Here is a 22,146-nt window from a genome sequence, read left to right as displayed (position 1 = left end):
CCGCGGGTGAACCACCGCTGTCGCCCTGGCCGCCGCGTTCGCCGTGGCCGCCGCGTTCGTCATGACCCCACGACCCCCGCAGCCCGCGGCCGGCGCTACGGCGCCGGGTGCACCACCATCGCCGAGCCGCCGCCGCGCCGTACCTTCTCGGCGGCGGCCAGCCACCTGCCGTCCGGCAGCCGCTGCACGCCGGTTGCCGCGCCGATCTCGGGATTGAGCTTGAAGCTGTGCCCGAGGGCTTCGAGACGGGCGCGCAGGGGGCTGTCGTACAGGGCCGGTTCGAGTTCGGTCTGGGCCGCGTTGCGCTGGCTGGCGCGCGGTGCGGCGATGGCGTCGACCAGCGGCAGGTGCCGGTCGAGGAACCCGGTCAGGGTCTGCAGCACGGTGGTGATGATGGTCGCGCCGCCGGGCGAACCGAGCGCCACCACCGGCCGGTCGTGCCCGTCGAGCACGATGGTCGGCGAGATGGACGAGCGCGGCCGCTTGCCCGGGCCCGGCAGGTTCGGGTCGTGCACGGCCGGGTTGGCCGGGGCGAAGGAGAAGTCGGTCAGCTCGTTGTTGAGCAGGAAGCCGCGGCCGGGCACGGTGATGCCGCTGCCGCCGGTCTGCTCGATGGTGAGCGTGTAGGACACCACGTCGCCCCACTTGTCGGCGACCGTGAGGTGGGTGGTGTTCTCGCCCTCGTAGGTCGTGGGGGCGGCGGTGCCGCCCTTGCCGCAGGCGGCCGGGTGGCGCGGGTCGCCCGGTGCGAGCGGGCTGGTGAGGACGGCGTCGTCCTTGATCAGGCAGGCGCGCGAGTCGGCGAACCGCTGGGAGAGCAGTTCCCTCGTCGGCACGTCCTCGAAGGCGGGGTCGCCGACCCAGCGGCCGCGGTCGGCGAAGGCGATGCGGCTGGCCTCGATGAAGCGGTGCAGGTACCGCACCTCGCTCGCCTTGGAGAGGTCGGTGTTCTCCAGGATGTTGAGGGCCTCGCCGACGGTCGTGCCGCCGGAGGAGGAGGGCGCGATGGAGTAGACGTTCAGACCGCGGTACGACGTCCTGGTGGGCGCCTGGAGCTTGGCGCGGTAGACGGCGAGGTCCTTCTCGGCCAGCTTGCCCGGGCGGGCGTTCCAGCCGGAGGCGGGGTCCACCGGCGGGTGTTCCACCGTCTTGACGATGTCGTCGCCGATGGCCCCGCGGTAGATCGCGCCGGTGCCCCGGCGGCCCAGCTCCTCGTAGGTGCGGGCGAGTTCGGGGTTGCGGAACCGGGAGCCGACGACCGGGAGCCGGCCGTTCGGCAGGAACAGCCTGGCGGTGTCCGGGAAGTAGCGGAAGCGGGTCTCGTTGGAGGCGGTCTGCGAACGGAAGGTGTCGTCGACGGTGAAGCCGTCGCGCGCGATCCGCTCGGCGGGCCTCAGGACGGTGCCGAGCCCCTTGCTGCCCCACTCGTCCAGCGCTTTCTGCCAGGTGGCGGGCGTGCCCGGGGTGCCGACGCTCAGTCCGCTGCTGACGGCGTCGTTGAAGGCGAGCGGCTTGCCGTTCTCCAGGAACAGGCCGGAGTCGGCGGACTGCGGCGCGGTCTCGCGGCCGTCGATGGTGTGCACCGTGCGCGAGCGGGCGTCGTAGTAGACGAAGTAGCCGCCCCCGCCGATGCCGGCGGAGTAGGGCTCGGTGACGCCGAGCGCGGCGGCCGTGGCGACGGCCGCGTCGACCGCGTTGCCGCCCTTCTTGAGCACCTCGATGCCGGCGGCGGTGGCGTCGGCGTCCACGCTGGCCACCGCGCCGCCGTAGCCGACGGCGACCGGGACCTTCGTGACCCTGCCGCTCGCCGGTGCGGCGGGCGGCGCGGCCGCTCCCACCGACACCATGGCGGCCGAGACCGCCAGAACCGCCAGTTTCCGCGTGCCAGGACGACCCATCCGTACCTCCTGCTGGGACAGTCCGCGCAGCGTAACGAGATTGCCGCAGTACCGACAGTACGCCTCCGTCACGTGCGGCACCGGGCTCACACCTCGAACACGGGTACGTAGGCGGTGTCCGGGCCCGCTAGCATGCGCGGCCATGAACGACGACGTGCGCAACATCGTCCTGGGTGTCCTGGCGACCGGCATCAGTGCCGCGCTGGGCTGGCTGGCCCGCACCTCCCTGTGGCGCCGCAGGCTGCGGCGCAAGCAGGCGTTCTTCGGCCTGCCGGAGCACGCGGAGTCGCTGCTGGTGGTCAACCGCGACCCGGCGACGGCCGACCTGGCCGTCCACCGCTTCGACGTGTTCGCGCTCCTCGAACTCTCCGCCCTGATCAAGGAGTGCGGGGCGCACATGCAGATGGTGACGCAGGACGCGATGCAGCAGGGGTTCGGCGAGCGCACCGAGTTCTGTGTGGGCGGCCCCGCCTCCAACCGGCGGATGCTGGCCCACATGTCGGCGATGCTGCCGGGGGTGCGGGTGAACGTCGACGCCGAACCGGGGCCGGACCGCGGCGCGTTCCGCATCGGCGGCGAGCTGTACCGGATGGAGGCCGGCGTCACGGAGTACGTGCTGCTGGCCCGGCTCACCGCCGGCCGGCCGGCCCGGCCGGTGTTCCTCTTCTGCGGTCAGCGGGCCATCACCAACCAGGCCGCGACCCGTTATCTCGCCCGCAACCACGAGCGGTTGAGCCGCAAGCACGGCAAGGGTTCCTTCGTGCTGCTGCTGAAGGTGGTCAACTCCCAGGCGTACGGCCCCGATCTGGTGGAGCTGGTGGCGGACGTGACCCGGGCGGCGCAGGCACCCCTTCCGGCGGCCGAGGAGCCGAGCGCCGCGCAGCGGACGTCGTGACGTCCTGCGGTCGTGACGTCAACAACCTTTACCCGTACGTAACTTACCCACGGGTTACTTAGGGTAAGGTCCTCCGGTTACCGTCGGGTCACTTTCTTCTGTCACCAGTCGAGGAGTGACCCATGGGACGTGGTCGCACCACCGTGCGCACCTCAGCCGCCGGCGCCGTCAGCGCCGCCCTGCTCGCCGGCGGCGTCGTCGGCCTGGCCCCGGGCGCCCAGGCCGCGCCGTCCGTGCGCTTCGTGGACATCACGGGCGAGGGCGGCACCGTGCTGAAGGCGAACGTCGTGACGCCCGAGGACGCCGACGGCACGCACACCTACCCGCTCATCGTGCTGCCCACGAGCTGGGGCCTGCCGCAGGCGGAGTACCTCGCGCAGGCGCAGAAGCTCGCCGACTCCGGGTACGTGGTCCTCACCTACAACGTGCGCGGGTTCTGGCAGTCCGGCGGCGAGATAGAAGTGGCCGGTCCGCCGGACACAGCGGACGCCTCCAAGGTGATCGACTGGGCGCTGGACCACACACCGTCCGACCCGCGCCACATCGGCATGGCGGGCGTCTCCTACGGCGCCGGCATCAGCCTGCTGGCCGCCGCCCACGACAAGCGCATCAAGGCGGTCGCCGCACTCAGCGGCTGGGCCGACCTGATCTCCTCGATCTACTCGGGCCGCACCCAGCACGTCCAGGCCGGGGCCCTGCTGGACGGCGCGGGCGTCGTCACCGGCCACGAGAGCCCCGAACTGCGGCAGATCTTCGACAACTTCTACGCCTCGAACCTGAGCAAGGAGCAGGAGATGATCGACTGGGGGCGGAAACGTTCCGTCGCGACCTACGTCGACCAGCTCAACAGCAACGGCACCGCGGTCATGCTCGCCAACGCCTGGGGCGACACCGTCTTCCCGGCGAACCAGTACGCCGACTTCTACGAGAAACTGACGGTCCCCAAGCGGCTGGAGATGCGCCCGGGCGACCACGCGACCGCCGAACTGACCGGCCTGTTCGGGCTCCCCAACGACGTGTGGACGGACACCGGGCGCTGGTTCGACCACTACCTCAAGGGGGTCGGCAACGGCATCGAGCGCGAGCAGCCGGTCCAGCTCAAGTCCCGCAGCGCGGGCGGGTACGAGGGCTACCCGGACTGGAAGTCGGTCGGCGCGACCCGCCTGAAGATCGCCCTCGCGGGCTCCAGCACCATCCACGCCAACGTCGACTCGGGCGCGGACGGCGGGATCGTCTTCCTGTCCTCCATCCTGGACCAGGTCGCCCAACTGCCGCCCATGGCCTCGATCCCGCTGCTGCCGCGCCGCTGGGCGGCGGTGTGGCAGTCGGAGCGGTACGGCGCCCCGCAGCGGGTGCGCGGCACGGCCACGCTGCACACCACGCTCACCCCGACCAAGGAGAGCGGCACCCTGATCGCCTATCTGTACGACGTCGGGCCGCTGGGCTTCGGCAAGTTGGTGACCAACGCGCCGTACACCTGGTACGGGCGCACCCCCGGCGAGCCGTTCGGCGTCGACCTGGACCTGTTCTCCACCGCCTACGACGTCCCGGCCGGGCACCGGCTCGCGTTGGTGGTCGACACGGTCGACCCGCTCTACATCGAGCACAACCCGTCCGGCGCGCAGCTGACCTTCTCCTCGCCGTCGGACGACCCGTCATACGTGTCCGTCCCCCTGCGCGAGCAGTGATCTCCGGCTGCCGCCGGACGAGCCTGGCCCGTGTGTACTGCCGCCCCCTACGGTTTCAGGGCCGTGGGGGGTACCCCACCGGCAGTGGCGTCATCCTGTCGTGGGCCGGCGGGGCCGCCGTCACCACAAGGGGATGAACGGCAAAGCGTAGTCGAGGTCTGCCGGGTTGCGTCTCCCGGTGTCCGTCCGCGGCCCCCCATCCGCTCTCCGGCCTGGCGTTTCGTGTCGAGGACTGTCGGCCCGCAAACTATCCAGCCGCCGGGGTCCCTGGGGGGCGACACGCACCTTGCGGGCATTAGCCGTATTTACGCCGCATACGTGAGGTTTGTCGCATTCATGTGTCACGGGTACGTGTCGCATGCGCGGGGCGGGGCTCCGGCGCGCGGCTCCCCGTCCGCCTCAGAGCTCGGAGACCTCCGCGTAGAGCTGGGACAGTTCGGGGACGCCGCTGGTGGCCCACTCCCGGCCGGACTCCACCACCTCCACCTCACGGCCCGAGGCGAGCCGTACGACGGGTTCGCCGTCGGGCCTGATCCGCCAGGCGGCGCCGGCCACCGTGCGCACGACGACCGTGCCCAGGTACAGCCCCGCGTCGTTGCCGAGCCGGGGCAGGATCTCCGCGTCGTCGCGCCAGCGCGGGACCACCTGGTCCAGCGCCTCCAGTGAGGCCGGGGTGTCGTCGAGCCGGACGCCGGCCTCGTCCGCCTGGGAGCGGAGCAGTTCGCACTCGGACAGGAGCGCGGCGATCGACTCGGGGTCGGCCGGGAGCGCCGCCGTACCGCTTCTGTCGTGCCGGTGGCCCAGGAACGGAATGTTCATGGGCCAAGCCTGGCATCAGACGTCCAGGTCGACCACCACCGGCGCGTGGTCGGACGCGCCCTTGCCCTTGCGCTCCTCGCGGTCGACGTAGGCGTCCTGGACGGCCTTGGCGAACGGCTCGTTGCCGTACACCAGGTCGATGCGCATGCCGCGGTTCTTGGGGAAGCAGAGCTGGCGGTAGTCCCAGTACGTGTAGGGGTGGTCGTACTTCAGCGGCCGCGGCACGACGTCCGTCAGGCCCGTCCCGCGCAGCGAGGCCAGCGCGGCCCGCTCGGCCGGGGTGACGTGGGTGGAGCCCTCGAAGGCGGCCCGGTCGAAGACGTCGTCGTCCGTCGGCGCCACGTTGTAGTCGCCCAGCACGGCGAACGGGCGGCTGCCGGCCGCGTCGCCGGCGACGGCGGCCTTCAGCGCCTCGAACCACTGGAGCTTGTAGGCGTAGTGGGGGTGCTCCACCTCGCGGCCGTTGGGCACGTACACCGACCAGACCCGGACCGGGCCGCAGGTCGCCGAGACGGCGCGCGGCTCGGTCGCCCCGTCGTAGCCCGGGTCGCCGGGCAGTCCCTTGACGACGTCCTCCAGGCCGACGCGGGAGAGCACCGCCACACCGTTCCACCGGCCGGTGGCGTGCACCGCCGCCTCGTAGCCCAGCTCGCGCAGCTGCTCGAACGGGAACTGCTCCTCGGCGATCTTGGCCTCCTGGAGGCAGAGCACGTCGGTGCCGCTGCTCTCCAGCCAGGCGAGCAGCCGGGGGAGGCGGGCGGTGATCGAGTTCACGTTCCAGGTCGCGATGCGCATGCCTCACAACCTACCCGGCGGGTACGACAGCGCGGACGGCCGCGCGTCAGACCTCGGCGGAGGCTCCGGGGGCCAGCCGCAGGTGCTCGGCGCCGCCCAGGTTGCCGAGGTGGGTGTCGTAGATCGGCCGCGCCAGATCGGTGAGCAGGGCGTCGTGGACGTCGTAGACGCGTTCCGGCGCGACCTCGCGGACGTAGTCGATCACTTCGGCGATCTTGTTCCACGGGGCCTGCACCGGGGCCAGCAGTGTCTCGACGGGCCGCCCGGGGACGGTGAGGGCGTCGCCCGGGTGGAAGACCCTGCCGTCGTCGATCAGGTAGCCGACGTTGGTGATGCGCGGCAGGTCGGGGTGGATCACCGCGTGCAGTTCGCCGTGGACCTGGACGTCGAAGCCGGCGGCGGTGAAGGTGTCGCCGTGGCCGACGGTGTGCACCCGGCCGGGGAAGGCCGCCGCGAGCCGGTCCGCGACGGCCCGCAGGGTCCAGACCCCGGCGGCCGGGTTCGCCTCCAGCGCCGCCCGCAGCCGGCCCTCGTCGAAGTGGTCCGGGTGCTCGTGCGTGACCAGGATCGCGTCCGCGCCGACGGCCGCGTCCCGCTCGGTGAACCCGCCGGGGTCGAGGACGAGCGTGCGCCCGTCCTTATCCAGACGGACGCAGGCGTGGGACTTCTTGGTGAGCTTCATGTCTCCCCATCCTGCCGGGCGCGGCGGCCGGGGACTCACTCCGTGGGCGTGGTCTCCTCGCGGATGACCTGCTGGGCCACCCGGAAGGCGCTGTTCGCCGCCGGGACGCCGCAGTACACGGCGGCCTGCAGCAGCACCTCCTTGATCTCGTCCGGCGTGAGGCCGTTGCGCAGGGCGGCGCGGGTGTGGGCGGCCAGCTCCTCCAGGTGCCCGCCGGCCACCAGCGCGGTGAGCGTCACACAGCTGCGGGTACGGCGGTCGAGGCCCGGCCGGTCCCAGACCTCGCCCCAGGCGTAGCGGGTGACGAGCTCCTGGAAGTCGCCGGAGAAGTCGTCGGCCTGTGCCAGCACCTGGTCCACGTGCGCGTCGCCCAGCACCTCACGGCGGACCTTCAGACCGGTCCCGTACCGGTCGGGCTCCCCGAACGGCTGCGCCTGCGGTACGACGGCGGGGGCGATCTCGGCGCGCGGCGCGAACTGGGGCGCCGCGGCCAGGGCCGGGTTGACCGGGGCGGCCGGCAGCGCGGTCTGGCCGGTGTCGAAGGGCTGCTGCCAGGCGGTGGAGAAGTGCCGGACCAGCAGGTCGGTGACGGCGGCGGGCTGCTCGACCGGCACCAGGTGGGAGGCGCCGGGGACGACCGCGAGCCGGGCGTCCGGGATCCCGGCGACCAGGGTGCGGGCCTCGGCGGGGCCGGTGACCCGGTCGTCGGACCCGACCAGCACCAGCGTCGGCGCGCCGACCCGGCCCAGCTCGGGCCGCACGTCGAACCCGGCGAGCGCCTCGCAGGCGGCGATGTAGCAGCCGGGGTCGGTGGTGCGCACCATCTGCACGGCCCACTCGGTGATCGCCGGCTGGGCGGCCGCGAAGCCGCCGGTGAACCAGCGGTCGGGCGCGGACCGGGCGATCGGGTCGAGGCCGTTGGACCGCACGACCACGCCGCGCTGGCGGAACTCGTCGGCCGTGCCGAACCGGGGCGAGGCGGCGACCAGCGCGAGCGAGGCGAGCCGCTCGGGGCGGCGCAGCGCCAGCTCCAGGCCGATCGCGCCGCCCAGGGCGCAGCCGGCGTAGCCGAAACGCTGCACCCCCAGCGCGTCCAGGGTGGCCAGCAGCCGCTCCGCCAGCTCGCCGACCGAGCCGGCCGGCCGGGCGGGCGCGCCGCCGTGGCCCGGCAGGTCGAACCGGAAGACCCGCCACTGCTTCGTCAGCTCGGGGACCTGCCGGTCCCACATGTGCCAGGTGGTACCCAGTGAGGGACCCAGGATCAGGACCGGAGCGTCTTCCGGCCCGTCGAAGCGGTATTGCAGGGTGTTCGGGGGTGTCTCACTCACGCCCCAGACCCTCTCACGTCTCAGGACTGCCCCTGCAGCGAGGGTTGCGGCTGCACAGGTCCGACCAGGTGGACCACCCGTAGGAGTCCTGCAGCGGATCGGAACCGGTGCCTCGGTACGCGTCAACCGGCCCGGAGACCGACCGCCAGCGTCAGTTCGAGGACCCGGTGTGGCGATGCGAGATCCGGAAACAGCTCCCGCAACTGCGACATCCGGTACCGGACTGTCTGGGGATGGACGAACAGCGCCGCCGCCACCTCCTCCCGCCTGCCCTGGTGCAGCAGCCACGCCCGCAACGTCTCCTCCAGCCGCCGTGCGGTCGCGACAGGCAGGGTGCGCAACGGTGCGAGGGCCCGGACACGCAGGTCTGCGAACGCGTCCACGTCGGCGCTCAGCACCAGCTCGGGCAGGTGGTCCTCGGTGTCGCGGAAGTCAGGGGAGAGGGAGCGCGCGCGTACGGCTCGCGCGTACGAGGCGGACGCACGGGTCCACGGCCGGGCCGGGCCGACCACGGCGGTGCGCTCGGTCAGCTGCCGCAAGAGATGTGACCGGTCGGAATCGGGGACGAGCAGCACACCGGTGGCGTCCGGCAGATCGTCGAGGACCAGGGTGCTCGGATCGAGCGCGCGGTAGGCAGGCCGGGCCTGGGCGGCGGGCAGCAGGACCGCCGTCAGCGTGACCGGAGGCTGCCATCCGGCCCGTTGGGCGGAGGCCAGCAGCACGTCCGGGCTCGCGCCGGCGAGGAGGTCGCGGGCCAGGTGTTCGAGGTGACGCTCGTGGGCCCTGCCCCGGGCGGCCAGTTCGTCGGCGTGGCCCGCGGCGCTCGCGGCGGAGAGCTCGTCGATGTAGGCGAAGGTCAGCTCGGCGAACTTGGCGACCTCGGCGGCGGGCAGACCTGCGGACACGGCGCCCGCCGCCAGGCATCGCCAGGCCACGCGGGCGCCGACGCGGTAGGCGCTGAGCAGGGCGTCCATCGAACGGCCGTCGCGCACCTCGCCGCGGCCCAGCTCGTAGGCCGCGTCACCGCCGTCGCCGCCCGTGGCGTTCCCGCTCGCGAGGTCCAGGTAGAGCCCGAGCGCGGTGCGAACGGCTCGGCGGATGGTGCCGCCCATGCTGCCCGAAAGGGCGTTGGCATAGGGAGGGACCTCGTCGATGATCGCCTGGACGACCTCGTCGGCGGTCGTCTTCAGCGCGGCCCGAAGTGCGGTGACCGTGGTCTCATCCAGGGCCAGTTCGCTGGCCCTCTGGGTTACACGACTCACGTTTTTATTCCCTGCGAACAATTCCACCTACCAGATTCACGCCCTACGGTCAGGACTTTACGCCCTGAGACGCAGCAAGCTGGAGTCATGACGAGTGCAGCCCTTCGCAGCAGGGCGTGGAAACTGCTGGAGATGGTCACGACGCCGCTGCTGCCGTCGGACTACCTCGACCTGGTCAGCCCCCTGCGTGCGGGCGCTGACCTGCGGGGGCGCATCGAGGCCGTGCACCCCGAGACGGATGACGCCGCGACTGTCGTGATCAGGCCGGGACGGGGCTGGCGCGGCCACACAGCCGGTCAGTACATGCGGATCGGGGTCGATGTCGACGGGGTGCGCCTGTGGCGTGCCTACTCCATCACCTCGCCGACGAACCGCCAGGACGGCCGCGTCACGATCACCGTGAAGGCGATCCCGGACGGCAAGGTCAGCAACCACCTGGTCCGCAGGGTGAAATCGGGCACGTTGATCCAGCTCGACCAGGCGACCGGTGACTTCGTGCTGCCGCAGGCCAGGCCCGCCAAGGTGCTCCACCTGACGGCCGGCAGCGGCATCACCCCCGTGATGGGCATGCTGCGCGACATCGAGTTCGACGACGTCGTCATGGTCCACTGCGCGCCGCGGCCGCAGGACGTGATCTTCCGCGACGAACTGCACGATCTGGTCGCGGACAGGAAGCTGCGGCTCATCGAGGTGCACACCGACACGGACGGCATGCTCGACATCGCCCGTCTCGACGAACTCGTGCCCGACTGGGCCGAGCGCGAGACCTGGGCTTGCGGGCCCGCAGGCCTGCTCGACGCCGCCGAAGAGCACTGGAGCGGGCACGGCGTCCAGGAGCGCCTGCACACCGAACGCTTCCGCCCCGGCGTCGCCGTCGCCGGCGACGGATGCGGCGGCGGCGAGGTCACGTTCCGCGCCACCGGCAAGACCGTCGACGCGGACGGCGCTACGCCGTTGCTGGACGTCGGCGAGGAGGCCGGCGTGCTCATGCCGTCCGGGTGCCGCATGGGCATCTGCTTCGGCTGCGTGACGCCGCTCAAGGCGGGCGCCGTCCGCGACCTGCGCACCGGCGAGATCACCGAGGCCGAGCCGGGCGTCCTCATCCAGACCTGTGTGTCCGCCGCGGCGGGCCCTTGCGTCATCGAACGGTAGGAGCACTTTGACCGCCATCGACCCCACCGCCCACCTGACCGCCGAGCAGATCGAGGAGCTCGGCCGCGAGCTGGACGCGATCCGCGACGAGGTGATCGCCAGCCGCGGAGAGAAGGACGCCGCCTACATCCGCAAGGTGATCTCGGCGCAGCGCAAGCTCGAGCTGGTCAGCAGGGGAGTGCTGCTGTTCTCGCTCTTCCCGCCCGCGTGGGTGCTCGGCACCGCCGGTCTGTCCGTGGCGAAGATCATGGACAACATGGAGATCGGCCACAACGTCCTGCACGGCCAGTGGGACTGGATGCGGGACCCGAAGATCCACTCCACCACCTGGGAATGGGACCACGTCTCACCGGCCGACCAGTGGAAGCACTCCCACAACGAGCTGCATCACACGTACACCAACGTGCTCGGTAAGGACAACGACCTCGGCTACGGCATCATGCGCGTCGACGAGGACCAGGAGTGGCATCCCCTCCACCTCGGTCAGCCGCTGTGGAACTTCGTCAACGCCTGCTTCTTCGAGTACGGCATCGCGGCGTACGACCTGGAGCTCGGCGAGAACCTGCACAAGCGGCGCCGCAAGAACCCGGAGTTCCGCGCGCGGGCCAGGGCCGTGGGCCGCAAGATCCGCAATCAGGTACTCAAGGACTACGTGATCCACCCGCTGCTGTCGGGCCCGTCGTTCCTCACCACGCTCGCCGCCACGTTCACCGCGAACCTGGTCCGCAACATCTGGTCCCACTCCGTGATCATGTGCGGGCACTTCCCCGAGGGCGTACAGGTCTTCGAGCGCCGGTCGATCAAGGACGAGACGCGCGGCCAGTGGTACCTGCGCCAGATGATGGGCTCGGCGAACATCAGCGGCAGCAGGGCCATGCACTTCATGACCGGCAACCTGTCGCACCAGATCGAGCACCACCTGTTCCCGGACCTGCCGAGCAACCGGTACGCCGAGGTCGCGGTGAAGGTGCGCGCGCTGTTCGAGAAGTACGAGCTGGAGTACGTCACCGGACCGCTGCCCAGACAGGTGTTCTCCGCGTGGCGCAAGGTCTTCCGGCTCTCGCTGCCGAACAGGAAGCCCGGGATCAAGACGCCGGACCGTGAGCGGGAGCTCGTCGCCGCCTGACGCCCCTGTGACGGGGGGGGGACGCCTGATGCCGTCCTCGTCGGGAGAAGCGGAACCCACAGGCAATGGATCATCCTGTCCGCTCTCCGGGTACCGTCAGGGTATGAGCCATCCGCACCCCGAACTCAAAGCCGCCCCGCCCCTTGCCGAAGGAGGGCTGCGGGTCATCCCCTTGGGCGGCCTGGGTGAGATCGGCCGCAACATGACCGTCTTCGAGCATGCGGGCAAGCTGCTCATCGTCGACTGCGGCGTGCTGTTCCCCGAGGAGACCCAGCCCGGCGTGGACGTGATCCTGCCGGACTTCACCTCGATCCGTGACCGGCTGGACGACATCGTGGCCGTGGTCCTCACCCATGGCCACGAGGACCACATCGGCGGCGTGCCCTACCTGCTGCGCGAGCGGTCCGACATCCCCGTCGTCGGCTCCAAGCTCACGCTGGCGTTCCTGGAGGCCAAGCTCAAGGAACACGGCATCCGGCCGCGCACGGTGCGGGTCCGGGAAGGCGACCGGCGGGGTTTCGGGCCCTTCGACTGCGAGTTCGTGGCGGTCAACCACTCCATCCCCGACAGCCTGGCGGTCGCGATCCGCACCCGGGCCGGGATGGTGCTGCACACCGGCGACTTCAAGATGGACCAGTTCCCCCTCGACGACCGCATCACCGATCTGCGTGCCTTCGCCCGCCTGGGCGAGGAGGGCGTGGACCTGTTCCTCACCGACTCCACCAACGCCGAAGTACCCGGCTTCACCACCTCCGAGCGGGAGCTGAACCCGGCGATCGAGCAGGTGATGCGCACCGCGCCGCGACGGGTCATCGTCTCCAGCTTCGCCAGCCACGTGCACCGCATCCAGCAGGTCCTGGACGCCGCCCACCAGCACGGCCGCAAGGTCGCCTTCGTCGGCCGGTCGATGGTACGCAACATGGGCATCGCCCGTGACCTGGGCTATCTGAAGGTCCCCTCCGGTCTGGTCGTGAGCACGAGGGAGCTGGAGAAGCTCCCGGACCACAAGATCACTCTGGTGTGCACCGGCTCCCAGGGCGAGCCCATGGCCGCGCTGTCACGGATGGCCAACCGCGACCACATGATCCGCATCGGCAAGGGTGACACCGTCCTGCTCGCCAGCTCCCTCATCCCCGGCAACGAGAACGCCATCTACCGGGTGATCAACGGGCTCACCCGGTGGGGCGCCCACGTGGTCCACAAGGGCAACGCCAAGGTGCACGTCTCCGGGCACGCCAGTGCCGGCGAACTCGTCTACTGCTACAACATCGTCAAGCCCCGCAACGTCATGCCCGTGCACGGCGAGTGGCGCCACCTGCGGGCCAACGGCGACCTCGCCATCCGCACCGGTGTCGACGCCGACCGGGTCGTCATCGCCGAGGACGGCGTCGTCGTGGACCTGGTCGACGGGCGCGCGTCCATCACCGGCAAAGTCCCCGCCGGCAACGTCTACGTGGACGGCATGGAAGTCGGCGGCGCCACCGAAGCGTCCCTCAAGGACCGCCTCACCCTCGCCGCCGAAGGCGTGGTCACCGTGGTGGCGATCGTCGACGCGGACACCGGCGCCCTCGCCGAGGCCCCCGACTTCCTGGCCCGGGGCTTCGTCCACGACGACACCACCTTCGAAACGGTCGTCCCCGTCATCGAGAAGACTTTGGCCACCGCCGCCGAGGAAGGCGTCGGGGACGCGCACCAACTCGAACAGCTCCTCGCCCGCGCCGTGGCGAACTGGGCGTTCCGCACCCACCGCCGCAAGCCCCTCATCATCCCCGTCATCATCGACGCCTGAGCCACAGCCGGGCGGCACGGCCTCCGGCGCCGCCGCCGCCCGGTCCCACGACCGGCCGAACACACGTCCTCGGCCGGCGCGTGGACGCACGTCATCTCCCTGCGGAAAATCTGTCACGGCGAGCACACATGTGCGTGCCGGTCGGCGTTAGGGTGATCGCACGACGCGGATGGTGCCGGATCCCTGGGAGGCCGGTGCCAGGCACCACCGGGCCCCTCTGGCCGCGTCCCCGAAACGAAGGTGCCATGCCAGCTGAGAACGTCTCCGTCACCGGCAACCTCGACGATGACGACTATCCCGCCTACACCATGGGGCGGGCCGCGGACATTCTCGGTATCACCCCGGCCTTTCTCCGCGCCGTCGGCGAGGCCGGGCTGATCGCTCCGCTGCGTTCGGAAGGCGGCCACCGCCGCTACTCCCGCCGCCAGTTGCGCATCGCCGCCCGCGCTCGCGGGCTTGTCGACCAGGGCACCCCCGTCGAGGCCGCGTGCCGCATCGTCTCCCTCGAAGACCAGCTCGACGACGCCCTGCGCACGAACCAGGAAATACGCCGGAAGCTGGACGAGCACGGCGCGGATATCTAGTCCCGCCACTACAGAAATACACCCCGGCGCGGGAGGATGATTTCCGGTCGCTCCCGAAAACGCGTCAGGTTCTCCGTCCAGCCTGTGTTAACGTGATACCAGTTGCAGTTTTGGTTACCAGAGATTTTTTCTTTGCAGAGCTTTCCGGATCTTTCCGGAGGGGTGATCATCGCGGCGACTCGGCTTCGCAGAGTGCGGAGACCGGCACTGCCCCCCAAGGGAGATTCAATATGGCATCTGGCACCGTGAAGTGGTTCAACGCGGAAAAGGGCTTCGGCTTCATCGAGCAGGAGGGCGGCGGCGCTGACGTGTTCGCCCACTACTCGAACATCATCAGCAACGGTGGCTTCCGCGAGCTTCAGGAAGGCCAGAAGGTCAGCTTCGACGTCACTCAGGGCCAGAAGGGCCCGCAGGCCGAGAACATCGTTCCCGCCTGACGCTGACACGAATCGTCGCGAACCAGCGGTTCGCGCATCATGTGGCTGGGGCCCGTGCTCTTGGGGTACGGGCCCCAGCCATTTTCCCGTTTTCCGGATTTCCCGGACCGGCTCTTCTTTTCATTCGGCTCATTTCCGCGAATCCTTGTGCGGCCATCGCCGCCGGCCGGAATTCCTCGATACGCCGCATCGGGGAAGGTTCTTCCATGAACTCCGGGACGAGGACGTCGGTGCGCGGGCTGGTCACACGGGCACAGCTCGCCGCGCACCGCGGCGCCTCGTGGTACATCGACCGGACTCGGCTGATCGATGAACACGGCTACGCCCTCGGCGTGCTCGCTCTCACGCCCTGACCGTCGTCCGGCCGCGTCGAGCCGTCGGCTTCTCCGATGTTCTTCCGCGTCCCCTGACCCGGCTCGGCTTCACCTGCCACGAAGCGCGCCCGCTCACGCCGGCGCCGCCGGCCGTCACAGATCGTCCGGGGTGCCGAGGCCCGTCAGGGCGCCGACCGGGTCCGGGTCCGGGGTGCCGCGGGGCCACCAGTCGTCCTGGCCGGGTTCGGACTCGTAGGCGTACCAGAGGCCGTCGCGGCCCAGGCGGAGCTGGACGCGGCCGTGGGGGTGGGTCAGGCGGTTGCGCCAGGGGCGGAACGCCGGGAGGTCGGCGGCGAGCAGCAGCGGGCGGGCCCGGTCGAAGCGGCCGGCCGGCGGGTCCCACGGCTCGTCGAGGACGGACAGGCCCTCCAGACCGCCCTGGCGCCAGGCGGCCACCGCGCGGGCCAGGTCGGCCGGGGTGCGGCCGGTGGCCTGCGCGAGCGTCGCGTACAGGGCCCGGCTGGTCGCGGTCAGGCCGGAGCCGGGCCGGGCGGCGGCGAGCCGTACGGCGTCCTCCCAGAGCGTCAGCTCGCCGACCGGGTCACGGCCGGTGGCGAGCAGCGCGTGCGCGCGGGCGGCCGCGTCGGTCGCGAGCTGGTCCAGCGCGAAGGGGTCGGGGCCGCCGGGCGCCGCCGGGTACACCGGGGGCTGCTCGGGGTGCGGCACAGGGGGCAGCGGCGCGGGCAGCGGCGGCCGGCCACCCGGCGCGAGGGCGTCGGTGGCACGGACGCCGGGCAGGCTGCACGGCGAACCCTCCCGCGCCGCCCGGGCCGCGCGGGCGGCGCTGCGGCGCGAGAGCGCGTCGAGCAGTTCCCTCTCCCCCCGGCCACGCAGCAGGAGCAGCACGAAGGGGTCGGCGTCGAGCAGGCGTGCCGTCCGGTAGCAGAGGGCGGCCGCGTGCTTGCAGGGATGACCGGAGTCGGGGCAGCTGCAGTGCGGGGCGAGGTCGCCGGGCCCGGGCAGCAGGGGCACACCGCAGTCCGCGAGGGACTGGGGCAGCTCCTTGTCCAGCAGGGCCGCGATGTGCCCCGGCCGGTCGGCGGCGGCGTCCAGGAACCGCTCCCAGTCGTCGTCCTCCAGCGTGCGCAGCCGCACCTGCACCCGGTACGGGCGAGGTCTGCTGCCGCGCACGTACGCCAGTACCGTCCCGGGGGTCACGGTGATCGCGTCGACGTTCCCCTGCTCCGCGTAACCCCGGCCGCGGGCGAGCCGCTTGGGGTCCAGCGCACCCCGCTCCAGCGCGTCGATCCAGGCGTTGCCCCACCACGTCTCGGCGGGATCCGGAGCCCCCCGGGAACCCGGTCCCGGCCCCAACGCCGGGAAGGTGCGGCGCAGTTCGGAGTCGCGGTGCGGGGTGGCCATGGTGGTGGGGACCCGTGGTGCGGCCGCACCCGCGGGGTCGGGGTCCGCGGGAGGGTGGTCGCCTCGTGCGGGGGCGGGGGCGGGGGCGGGGGCGTCGGCGGCCGAGTCCGCGTCGTGCGCGGTGGTGTGGCGCGTGTCGGAGGCGGGGGTGACGGTGTCGTCGGTCTCTTCGGCGGTGTCGCCCCAGGAGGGCATGCGGAAGGCGTCCGTGAGGAATCGCCGCATCTCGCGGGCGGCCTCGGCCCGGACCGTCCCGGACTCGCCGCCGGGACGCTCGGGGCCGGGCGTGGTGCGTGCCGCGGAGCCGGCGGCCCGTGCCCTGGTACGTCCTCCACGCGGCATGCCCGGCGCGGGCCCGGCGCGCAGCGCCTCCGAGCGGGCCGCGCGCAGCGCCTGCCGGGCGGCGTCGCCGGGGCGGCCCTCGGCGGGGCGGCCCTCGGCGGGGCGCGCCTCGGCGGGCGGTGCGGTGGGGGCGCTCTCGGGGGCCGGGCCGACCGCGCCGTCGGCCGGGGCGCGCTCGGTGTCCGGCTGTGAGACATCGCCGACGGCGAGGCCCTCCGCCGTATCGCCCGGCTCGCCTGCGGCGGACCTCGTGCCCGCCGCTGACGCATCCCCGCGCACCGGTTCCCCGGCCGGCGCGCCGCCGGCGGGGCTCTCGCCCGGGGCGGGTTCCGTCCCGGCCACGCCGGTCGCCCCGGCTCCCCCGGTCACCTCGGGTGCTTCGGCCACCTCGGCTGCCCCGGCGTGCTCGGCTCCCCCGGCCGGCCGCACGTCCACCGCCGCAGCCGCCGCGTCCCCGCCCCGTCCCGTCGAGCGGGCCGCCGCGACCGCGGCTCGCAGGGCCGCCCTCGCGATGTCGCCGGGCCGCGGCGCCTCCGCCGACCTGTCCTGCGCCGCCGACCTGTCCTGCTCCGCCGGCCGGTGCTCCGCCGCCGGCGTGTCCTCGCTCGGCGTCCCGGCCGTGTCCGGTGCCGGCCGGTACGCCCGCTTCGGGGCCTCCCCCGTGTCCGGCTCCGGCCGATGCGCCCGCGTCGGCGACCCGGGCGCCGAGGCGTCCCCCGCGTCGGCCGGCACAGGTGTCCGCGTCTCCGGGGTGTCCGGCGTGCCGCCGTCCCGTTCGGACTCCGCGCGCTCCCGGGCCGCGCGCAGGGCGCGGCGGGCGGCGTCGCCCGGGCGCTGCTCCCCGGTGGTCACGCGGTCCTCCGCAGGGAGACCAGGTCGGACAGTTCACGGTCGGTCAGTTCGGTCAGGGCCGACTCGCCGGAGCCGAGGACGGCGTCGGCCAGGGCGCGCTTGGACTCCAGCATCTCGGCGATGCGGTCCTCGACCGTGCCCTCGGTGACCAGGCGGTGGACCTGGACGGGCTGGGTCTGGCCGATGCGGTAGGCGCGGTCGGTGGCCTGTTCCTCGACGGCCGGGTTCCACCAGCGGTCGAAGTGGACGACATGGCCGGCGCGGGTGAGGTTCAGGCCGGTGCCGGCCGCTTTCAGGGACAGCACCAGGACCGGGGTCTCGCCGTCCTGGAAGCGGTCGACCATGCGCTCGCGCTCCGGCACGGGGGTGCCGCCGTGCAGGAGGTCGACGGGAACCGCGCGGGCGGACAGGTGGGCGGTGATGAGGCGGGCCATGCCGACGTACTGCGTGAAGACGAGGGCGGAGCCGTCCTCGGCGAGCAGGGTGTCCAGCAGTTCGTCGAGCAGGGCGAGCTTGCCGGAGCGGGCCGCGAGCCGGTCGGCGGGCGGGTCCTCCTTCAGGTACAGCGCCGGGTGGTCGCAGATCTGCTTGAGGGCGCCGAGCAGCTTGAGGACCAGGCCCCGGCGGCCGATGCCCTCCGCCGACTCGATGGCCAGCATCGACTCGCGCACCACCGCCTCGTACAGCGCGGCCTGCTCGCGGGTGAGCGGCACCGGGTGGTCCGTCTCGGTCTTGGGCGGCAGCTCGGGGACGATGCCGGGGTCGGACTTCCTGCGCCGCAGGAGGAAGGGGCGGACCAGCCGGGCCAGGCGCTCCACCGCCTCCGCGTCCTCGCCGTTCTCCACCGCGCGCGCGTGCCGGGCACGGAAGGACTTCAGCGGGCCGAGGAGCCCGGGGGTGGTCCAGTCGAGCAGGGCCCACAGTTCGGAGAGGTTGTTCTCCACCGGGGTGCCGGTGAGGGCCACGCGCGCGGGGGCCGGGACGGTGCGCAGCGCCTTGGCGGTGGCCGAGTAGGGGTTCTTCACGTGCTGGGCCTCGTCGGCGACGATCATGCCCCAGGACTGCTCGGCGAGCTGGGGCGCGGTGGAGCGCATCGTGCCGTACGTGGTGAGGACGAAGCCGCCGGCCAGGCCGTCGAGGGTGCGGTCGGGGCCGTGGAAGCGGCGGACCGGGACGCCGGGCGCGAACTTCGTGATCTCGCGCTGCCAGTTGCCCAGCAGGGAGGCGGGGCAGACCACGAGGGTCGGTTCGGGGCGGGCGCGCTCGAGGTGCAGGGCGATGAGCGTGACGGTCTTGCCGAGCCCCATGTCGTCGGCGAGGCAGCCGCCGAGGCCGAGGGAGGTCATCTGGTCGAGCCAGGCCAGGCCGCGCCGCTGGTAGTCGCGCAGGGTGGCGGCGAGGCCGGCGGGCGGATCGGCCGGGTGCAGGCCGGCCGTGAGGCGGTCGCGCAGGGCGGCCAGCGCGCCCACGGGGACGGCCTCGACGCTCTCGCCGTCGATCTCGGCGGTGCCGGTGAGGGCGACGGACAGCGCGTCGACCGGGTCGAGCAGGCCCAGTTCGCGCTTGCGGGCCTTGCGGACCAGGGCGGGGTCGACGAGCACCCAGCGGTCACGGAGCCGTACGACGGGCCGGTGGGCCTCGGCGAGCGCGTCCATCTCGGCCTCGCTGAGCGGGTCCCCGCCGAGCGCGAGCTGCCAGCGGAACTGCAGCAGGTCCTCGCTCTCGAAGAATCCGGTGCCGTCGGTCGCCGAGCCGGGCGCGGGCCGGACCACGGCGGTGGCGGCGAGGTCACGGGCGAGGTCCCGGGGCCAGTGCACGGCGACGCCGGCGGCGGCCAGCCGGCCGGCGGCCACGCCGAGCAGGTCCCCCAGTTCCTCCTCGGACAGGGCGAGGACGTCCGGGACGTCCTGTTCGGTGAGCCGGTCGAGGGGTGGCCAGACCCGGGCCGCTCGCCGCACGGCGAGTGCGGCGTCCACGCGGGCGCGGGGGCCGAAGGCGGCGTCCGCGTCCCCCGCCCACAGGGCCGCCGCGTCGGCCACCAGGGTGGGGTCGGCGAGGCTGTGCACCTGGACGAGCGCGGCTCCGGCGGCGCGCGCGCCGTCGGCGGTGCCGGCGTCGAAGACGTCGTACGCGGAGAGGTCGAGGCGGAGCGAGATCCGTACGCCCGCGTCCATGCCGGCGGCGACCTCGGCGGCCCAGTCGTGGGCGGCGGGCAGCGGCTGGGGCTCGCGGGCCGCGAACGGGCGTCCCGAGGTGAGGTGGGCGGCCGGGGTGCGGGGCAGGGTGTCGGCGACCGCGTCCAGGAAGGAACGGACCAGGGCCTCCGGCTCGGGCAGCCGCAGCGGGCCCGGTTCCGGCAGCGGGACGGCGTGGCCCTCGGGGGGCAGCGCCGCGGCGACCGCACGCAGGTGGGCGATGTCGGCCGGTTCGAGCGGGCCGGCCCGCCAGGCGTCGTGGCCGCTCGGGGTGAGGCCGGGCAGCAGGCGGCCGCGGGCGACCAGCCGCAGCGCGTGCAGGGCGGCGGCGCCCCAGCAGGCCGTGGCGGGGTGGGCGGCCGGGTCGCGGCGGGCCCGGACCAGCAGCGGCAGCGCCTCGGCGAGCGGCAGGGTGAGCGCGGGGACCTGCCGCCGGCGCACGCCCGAGCCGTGCCGGCGGACGACCGTGAGGTCCTCGGTGGCGGCGTCGGGCAGGGGGCCGCCGTCGGGGTCCCAGAAGGCGACGCGGCCCTCGCGCGGGACGGGCGCGGGCAGGTAGACGGACGCGAGGCGCACCGGGACCGGGTTCCCGGTCCCGGGGGTGCCTCCCGTGCGCTCCGCCACCGCCGGCGTGCCGCCGCTCATACGTCCTGCCACCTCCCGCCCCTCCGTCGGATCAGACGTCTTCGACTGTACGGGCGGGGTCTGACAATCGGCTCCGGCGGGCGGTCCGCGGGACGGCCCGCGCCCGCGGCGCCGGTGCGGGCAGGCGCCGTACGCCTACGGGACGGTGCGCGAGATGCCGTACGCCTACGGGCCGGTGCGCGAGATGCCGTACGTCTACGGGACGGTGCGGGAGACGACGTACACCATCGGATAGTTCGGGTCGGAGGTGTTGACGACCACGTCCTGGGTGGGCGCCGGGTTCTTCTGCTTGTGGGTGAGGCCCGCCCAGGGTCCCGGGCCGGTGAAGTTCCAGCCGGAGACCTTGCGGTCGCGGGCGCCGACGGTGATGTCGCCCTGCTTGAGCTGCTCGCGGCGCACGCCCATGGCGCCGAGGTAGCTGTCCAGGCCCGCGGGTGTGGTGCGGAACTGCACGTACAGGCGGCTGGTCTTCCAGTTGTTGGTCTCGTAGGAGGCGACGTAGTCGGCGGGGTGCGGGATCGCCACCCGGTACAGGCGGCGCTGCACCTTCGACGGCCAGCCCGGGGTGAGGCCGGTCGCCGAGTACTTCGCCTCCTTGTCCTTGCCGCTGTTGCGGCTCTGGTTGGCGGAGATCACCAGGTAGCCCGCGGGGACGCCGATGAGCAGTCCGATGATCAGCAGGGTCAGCGCCCTGCGCCTGGCCTTGTGGCGCGGGTTCTCGGACGGCCGGCGCGACTCGTCCGGGGGCGTGGCCTGGTGGGGCAGCGACGCGGTCATGCGGTGTCCTCCGCGCGGCGGGCCTGGGCGTACCGCTCGTAGCGCTCGTGGCGCTCCACCCGGCGCCGCTTGGCCCGCCGGAAGCGGCGGGCGACCAGCCGGGCGAGGTCGGCGGCGCCCACCATGCCGGCCTCGGGGCCGAGCTGGGCGCGGGTGATGCGGGCCTCGGGGCGGTAGCCGCGGCCGGTGAGGTGGCGTTTGAAGGCGTCCCGGGCAGGGCCGATGAGCAGGTCGTCGGCGGCGCTGACGCCGCCGCCGATGACGAAGCAGGAGGGGTCGAGGGCGGCGGCGAGGTTGGCGATGCCGACGCCGAGCCACTGGCCGATGTCCTGGAGCAGCTCCACGCACATGGCGTCGCCCTCACGGGCCAGGTCGGTGATCATCGGGCCGGTGATGTCGCCGATGTTGCCCTTGACGTGCTCGATGATGCCGTAGGCCACCGGGGAGTCGGCGGCGGCGAGTTCCCGGGCCTCGCGGACGAGGGCGTTGCCGGAGCTGTACTGCTCCCAGCAGCCGCGGTTGCCGCACGGGCAGCGGTGGCCGCCGGGCACGACCTGCATGTGGCCGAACTCGCCGGCGACGCCGTACTTGCCGCGCTTGACCTGGCCGTCCTCCAGGATCGCGCCGCCGATGCCGGTGCCGAGGGTGATCATGACCAGGTGGTCCTCGCCGCGGCCGGCGCCGAAGCGCCACTCCGCCCAGGCGGCGGTGTTGGCGTCGTTGTCGACGAGGACCGGGACGGAGAGGCGTCCGGCGAGGCGGTCGCGCAGCGGCTCGTTGCGCCAGGACAGGTGGGGCGCGAAGAGGACGCGGTTGCGGTCGGCGTCGACCCAGCCGGCGGCCCCGATGCCGACCGCGTGCACGTCGTGCCGGTCGGACAGGTCGAGCACCAGTTCGGCGATGGTGTCCTCGACGACCTTGGGGCTCTTGGACTTGTCCGGGGTCTCCGTGCGGAGCTTCTCCAGGATGTTGCCGTCCGCGTCCACCACGCCGGCCATGACCTTGGTGCCGCCGATGTCGATGCCGACGGTGGGGACGCGGGGGGCGGTCAGGTGGGACCGGCGCTCCCGGGTACCGACCGTGCGCAGGACGGGGGCGCGGCGCGAGCCGATGGGGGCCGTGAGGTCGCGGTAGGTGCTCATCG

The 22,146-nt window shown here is 72.9% G+C and carries 18 protein-coding genes; 8 read left to right on the top strand and 10 right to left on the bottom strand.

The window, feature by feature from the left end:
- Positions 1-95: 95 nt before the first annotated feature.
- Complete coding sequence (gene ggt / locus B446_RS29535) at positions 96-1,898, bottom strand: gamma-glutamyltransferase (protein WP_020943103.1); 1,803 nt, start codon at positions 1,896-1,898, stop codon at positions 96-98.
- A gap of 142 nt (positions 1,899-2,040) precedes the next feature.
- Between ggt and B446_RS29530 the strand changes: the two genes are divergently transcribed.
- A complete protein-coding gene (locus B446_RS29530) occupies positions 2,041-2,793 on the top strand; it encodes a hypothetical protein (RefSeq protein WP_020943102.1) in 753 nt (250 codons plus the stop codon).
- 122 nt (positions 2,794-2,915) lie between these two features.
- Positions 2,916-4,481 (top strand): alpha/beta fold hydrolase, encoded by a 1,566-nt coding sequence (locus B446_RS29525; RefSeq protein WP_020943101.1) that lies wholly within the window; start codon positions 2,916-2,918, stop codon positions 4,479-4,481.
- Positions 4,482-4,880: 399 nt separating this feature from the next.
- Here the strand turns inward: B446_RS29525 and B446_RS29520 are convergent, their stop codons facing one another.
- The 5 genes from B446_RS29520 to B446_RS29500 all read right to left on the bottom strand — a co-directional run bounded on the left by B446_RS29520 (position 4,881) and on the right by B446_RS29500 (position 9,367).
- Positions 4,881-5,300, bottom strand: a complete 420-nt coding sequence (locus tag B446_RS29520) for a DUF6278 family protein (protein ID WP_020943100.1) — start codon at positions 5,298-5,300, stop codon at positions 4,881-4,883.
- 15 nt (positions 5,301-5,315) lie between these two features.
- Positions 5,316-6,095 (bottom strand): exodeoxyribonuclease III, encoded by a 780-nt coding sequence (locus B446_RS29515; protein WP_020943099.1) that lies wholly within the window; start codon positions 6,093-6,095, stop codon positions 5,316-5,318.
- A gap of 46 nt (positions 6,096-6,141) precedes the next feature.
- Complete coding sequence (locus B446_RS29510) at positions 6,142-6,777, bottom strand: MBL fold metallo-hydrolase (protein WP_020943098.1); 636 nt, start codon at positions 6,775-6,777, stop codon at positions 6,142-6,144.
- A gap of 35 nt (positions 6,778-6,812) precedes the next feature.
- Positions 6,813-8,105, bottom strand: a complete 1,293-nt coding sequence (gene pcaC / locus B446_RS29505) for a 4-carboxymuconolactone decarboxylase (protein ID WP_020943097.1) — start codon at positions 8,103-8,105, stop codon at positions 6,813-6,815.
- A gap of 122 nt (positions 8,106-8,227) precedes the next feature.
- Positions 8,228-9,367 (bottom strand): PucR family transcriptional regulator, encoded by a 1,140-nt coding sequence (locus tag B446_RS29500; RefSeq protein ID WP_020943096.1) that lies wholly within the window; start codon positions 9,365-9,367, stop codon positions 8,228-8,230.
- An 87-nt stretch (positions 9,368-9,454) separates the two neighbouring features.
- Between B446_RS29500 and B446_RS29495 the strand changes: the two genes are divergently transcribed.
- The 6 genes from B446_RS29495 (at position 9,455) to B446_RS39315 (ending at position 14,808) form a co-directional block, all read left to right on the top strand.
- A complete protein-coding gene (locus B446_RS29495) occupies positions 9,455-10,519 on the top strand; it encodes a ferredoxin reductase (RefSeq protein ID WP_043476662.1) in 1,065 nt (354 codons plus the stop codon).
- Between the two features lie 7 nt (positions 10,520-10,526).
- A complete protein-coding gene (locus B446_RS29490) occupies positions 10,527-11,645 on the top strand; it encodes a fatty acid desaturase family protein (RefSeq protein ID WP_020943094.1) in 1,119 nt (372 codons plus the stop codon).
- 103 nt (positions 11,646-11,748) lie between these two features.
- Entirely contained in the window at positions 11,749-13,434 is a 1,686-nt protein-coding gene (locus B446_RS29485) for a ribonuclease J (protein ID WP_020943093.1), read from the top strand.
- Between the two features lie 245 nt (positions 13,435-13,679).
- The gene (locus B446_RS29480; protein WP_020943092.1) at positions 13,680-14,018 is read left to right on the top strand and encodes a MerR family transcriptional regulator; all 339 of its coding nucleotides are present in this window, start codon (positions 13,680-13,682) and stop codon (positions 14,016-14,018) included.
- A 230-nt stretch (positions 14,019-14,248) separates the two neighbouring features.
- Positions 14,249-14,455, top strand: coding sequence for a cold-shock protein (locus B446_RS29475; protein WP_020943091.1), 207 nt, complete (start codon positions 14,249-14,251; stop codon positions 14,453-14,455).
- Between the two features lie 206 nt (positions 14,456-14,661).
- Positions 14,662-14,808 (top strand): hypothetical protein, encoded by a 147-nt coding sequence (locus B446_RS39315; protein ID WP_158506784.1) that lies wholly within the window; start codon positions 14,662-14,664, stop codon positions 14,806-14,808.
- 114 nt (positions 14,809-14,922) lie between these two features.
- Here B446_RS39315 and B446_RS36210 read toward each other — a convergent pair whose 3' ends face one another.
- The 4 genes from B446_RS36210 to B446_RS29455 all read right to left on the bottom strand — a co-directional run bounded on the left by B446_RS36210 (position 14,923) and on the right by B446_RS29455 (position 22,144).
- A complete protein-coding gene (locus tag B446_RS36210; RefSeq protein WP_020943090.1) occupies positions 14,923-17,385 on the bottom strand; it encodes an SWIM zinc finger family protein in 2,463 nt (820 codons plus the stop codon).
- Positions 17,382-20,225, bottom strand: coding sequence for a DEAD/DEAH box helicase (locus B446_RS29465; protein ID WP_020943089.1), 2,844 nt, complete (start codon positions 20,223-20,225; stop codon positions 17,382-17,384). The genes B446_RS36210 and B446_RS29465 overlap by 4 nt, the downstream gene beginning before the upstream one ends.
- 195 nt (positions 20,226-20,420) lie before the next feature.
- Positions 20,421-21,002 carry a hypothetical protein gene (locus B446_RS29460; RefSeq protein ID WP_020943088.1) on the bottom strand — a complete coding sequence of 194 codons (582 nt, stop codon included), beginning with the start codon at positions 21,000-21,002 and terminating at the stop codon, positions 20,421-20,423.
- Complete coding sequence (locus B446_RS29455) at positions 20,999-22,144, bottom strand: ROK family glucokinase (RefSeq protein ID WP_020943087.1); 1,146 nt, start codon at positions 22,142-22,144, stop codon at positions 20,999-21,001. The genes B446_RS29460 and B446_RS29455 overlap by 4 nt, the downstream gene beginning before the upstream one ends.
- Positions 22,145-22,146 lie beyond the last annotated feature (2 nt).

Origin of the sequence: Streptomyces collinus Tu 365 (assembly GCF_000444875.1) — a bacterium.
GTDB lineage: Bacteria > Actinomycetota > Actinomycetes > Streptomycetales > Streptomycetaceae > Streptomyces > Streptomyces collinus_A.
This window is presented reverse-complemented; position numbering and strand designations above follow the sequence as displayed.

Coding starts and splice junctions, on each gene's coding strand:
- ggt (WP_020943103.1), bottom strand. CDS start 1,898: ATGGGTCGTCCTGGCACGCGGAAACTGGCGGTTCTGGCGGTCTCGGCC.
- B446_RS29530 (WP_020943102.1), top strand. CDS start 2,041: ATGAACGACGACGTGCGCAACATCGTCCTGGGTGTCCTGGCGACCGGC.
- B446_RS29525 (WP_020943101.1), top strand. CDS start 2,916: ATGGGACGTGGTCGCACCACCGTGCGCACCTCAGCCGCCGGCGCCGTC.
- B446_RS29520 (WP_020943100.1), bottom strand. CDS start 5,300: ATGAACATTCCGTTCCTGGGCCACCGGCACGACAGAAGCGGTACGGCG.
- B446_RS29515 (WP_020943099.1), bottom strand. CDS start 6,095: ATGCGCATCGCGACCTGGAACGTGAACTCGATCACCGCCCGCCTCCCC.
- B446_RS29510 (WP_020943098.1), bottom strand. CDS start 6,777: ATGAAGCTCACCAAGAAGTCCCACGCCTGCGTCCGTCTGGATAAGGAC.
- B446_RS29495 (WP_043476662.1), top strand. CDS start 9,455: ATGACGAGTGCAGCCCTTCGCAGCAGGGCGTGGAAACTGCTGGAGATG.
- B446_RS29485 (WP_020943093.1), top strand. CDS start 11,749: ATGAGCCATCCGCACCCCGAACTCAAAGCCGCCCCGCCCCTTGCCGAA.
- B446_RS29480 (WP_020943092.1), top strand. CDS start 13,680: ATGCCAGCTGAGAACGTCTCCGTCACCGGCAACCTCGACGATGACGAC.
- B446_RS29475 (WP_020943091.1), top strand. CDS start 14,249: ATGGCATCTGGCACCGTGAAGTGGTTCAACGCGGAAAAGGGCTTCGGC.
- B446_RS39315 (WP_158506784.1), top strand. CDS start 14,662: ATGAACTCCGGGACGAGGACGTCGGTGCGCGGGCTGGTCACACGGGCA.
- B446_RS29465 (WP_020943089.1), bottom strand. CDS start 20,225: ATGAGCGGCGGCACGCCGGCGGTGGCGGAGCGCACGGGAGGCACCCCC.
- B446_RS29460 (WP_020943088.1), bottom strand. CDS start 21,002: ATGACCGCGTCGCTGCCCCACCAGGCCACGCCCCCGGACGAGTCGCGC.
- B446_RS29455 (WP_020943087.1), bottom strand. CDS start 22,144: ATGAGCACCTACCGCGACCTCACGGCCCCCATCGGCTCGCGCCGCGCC.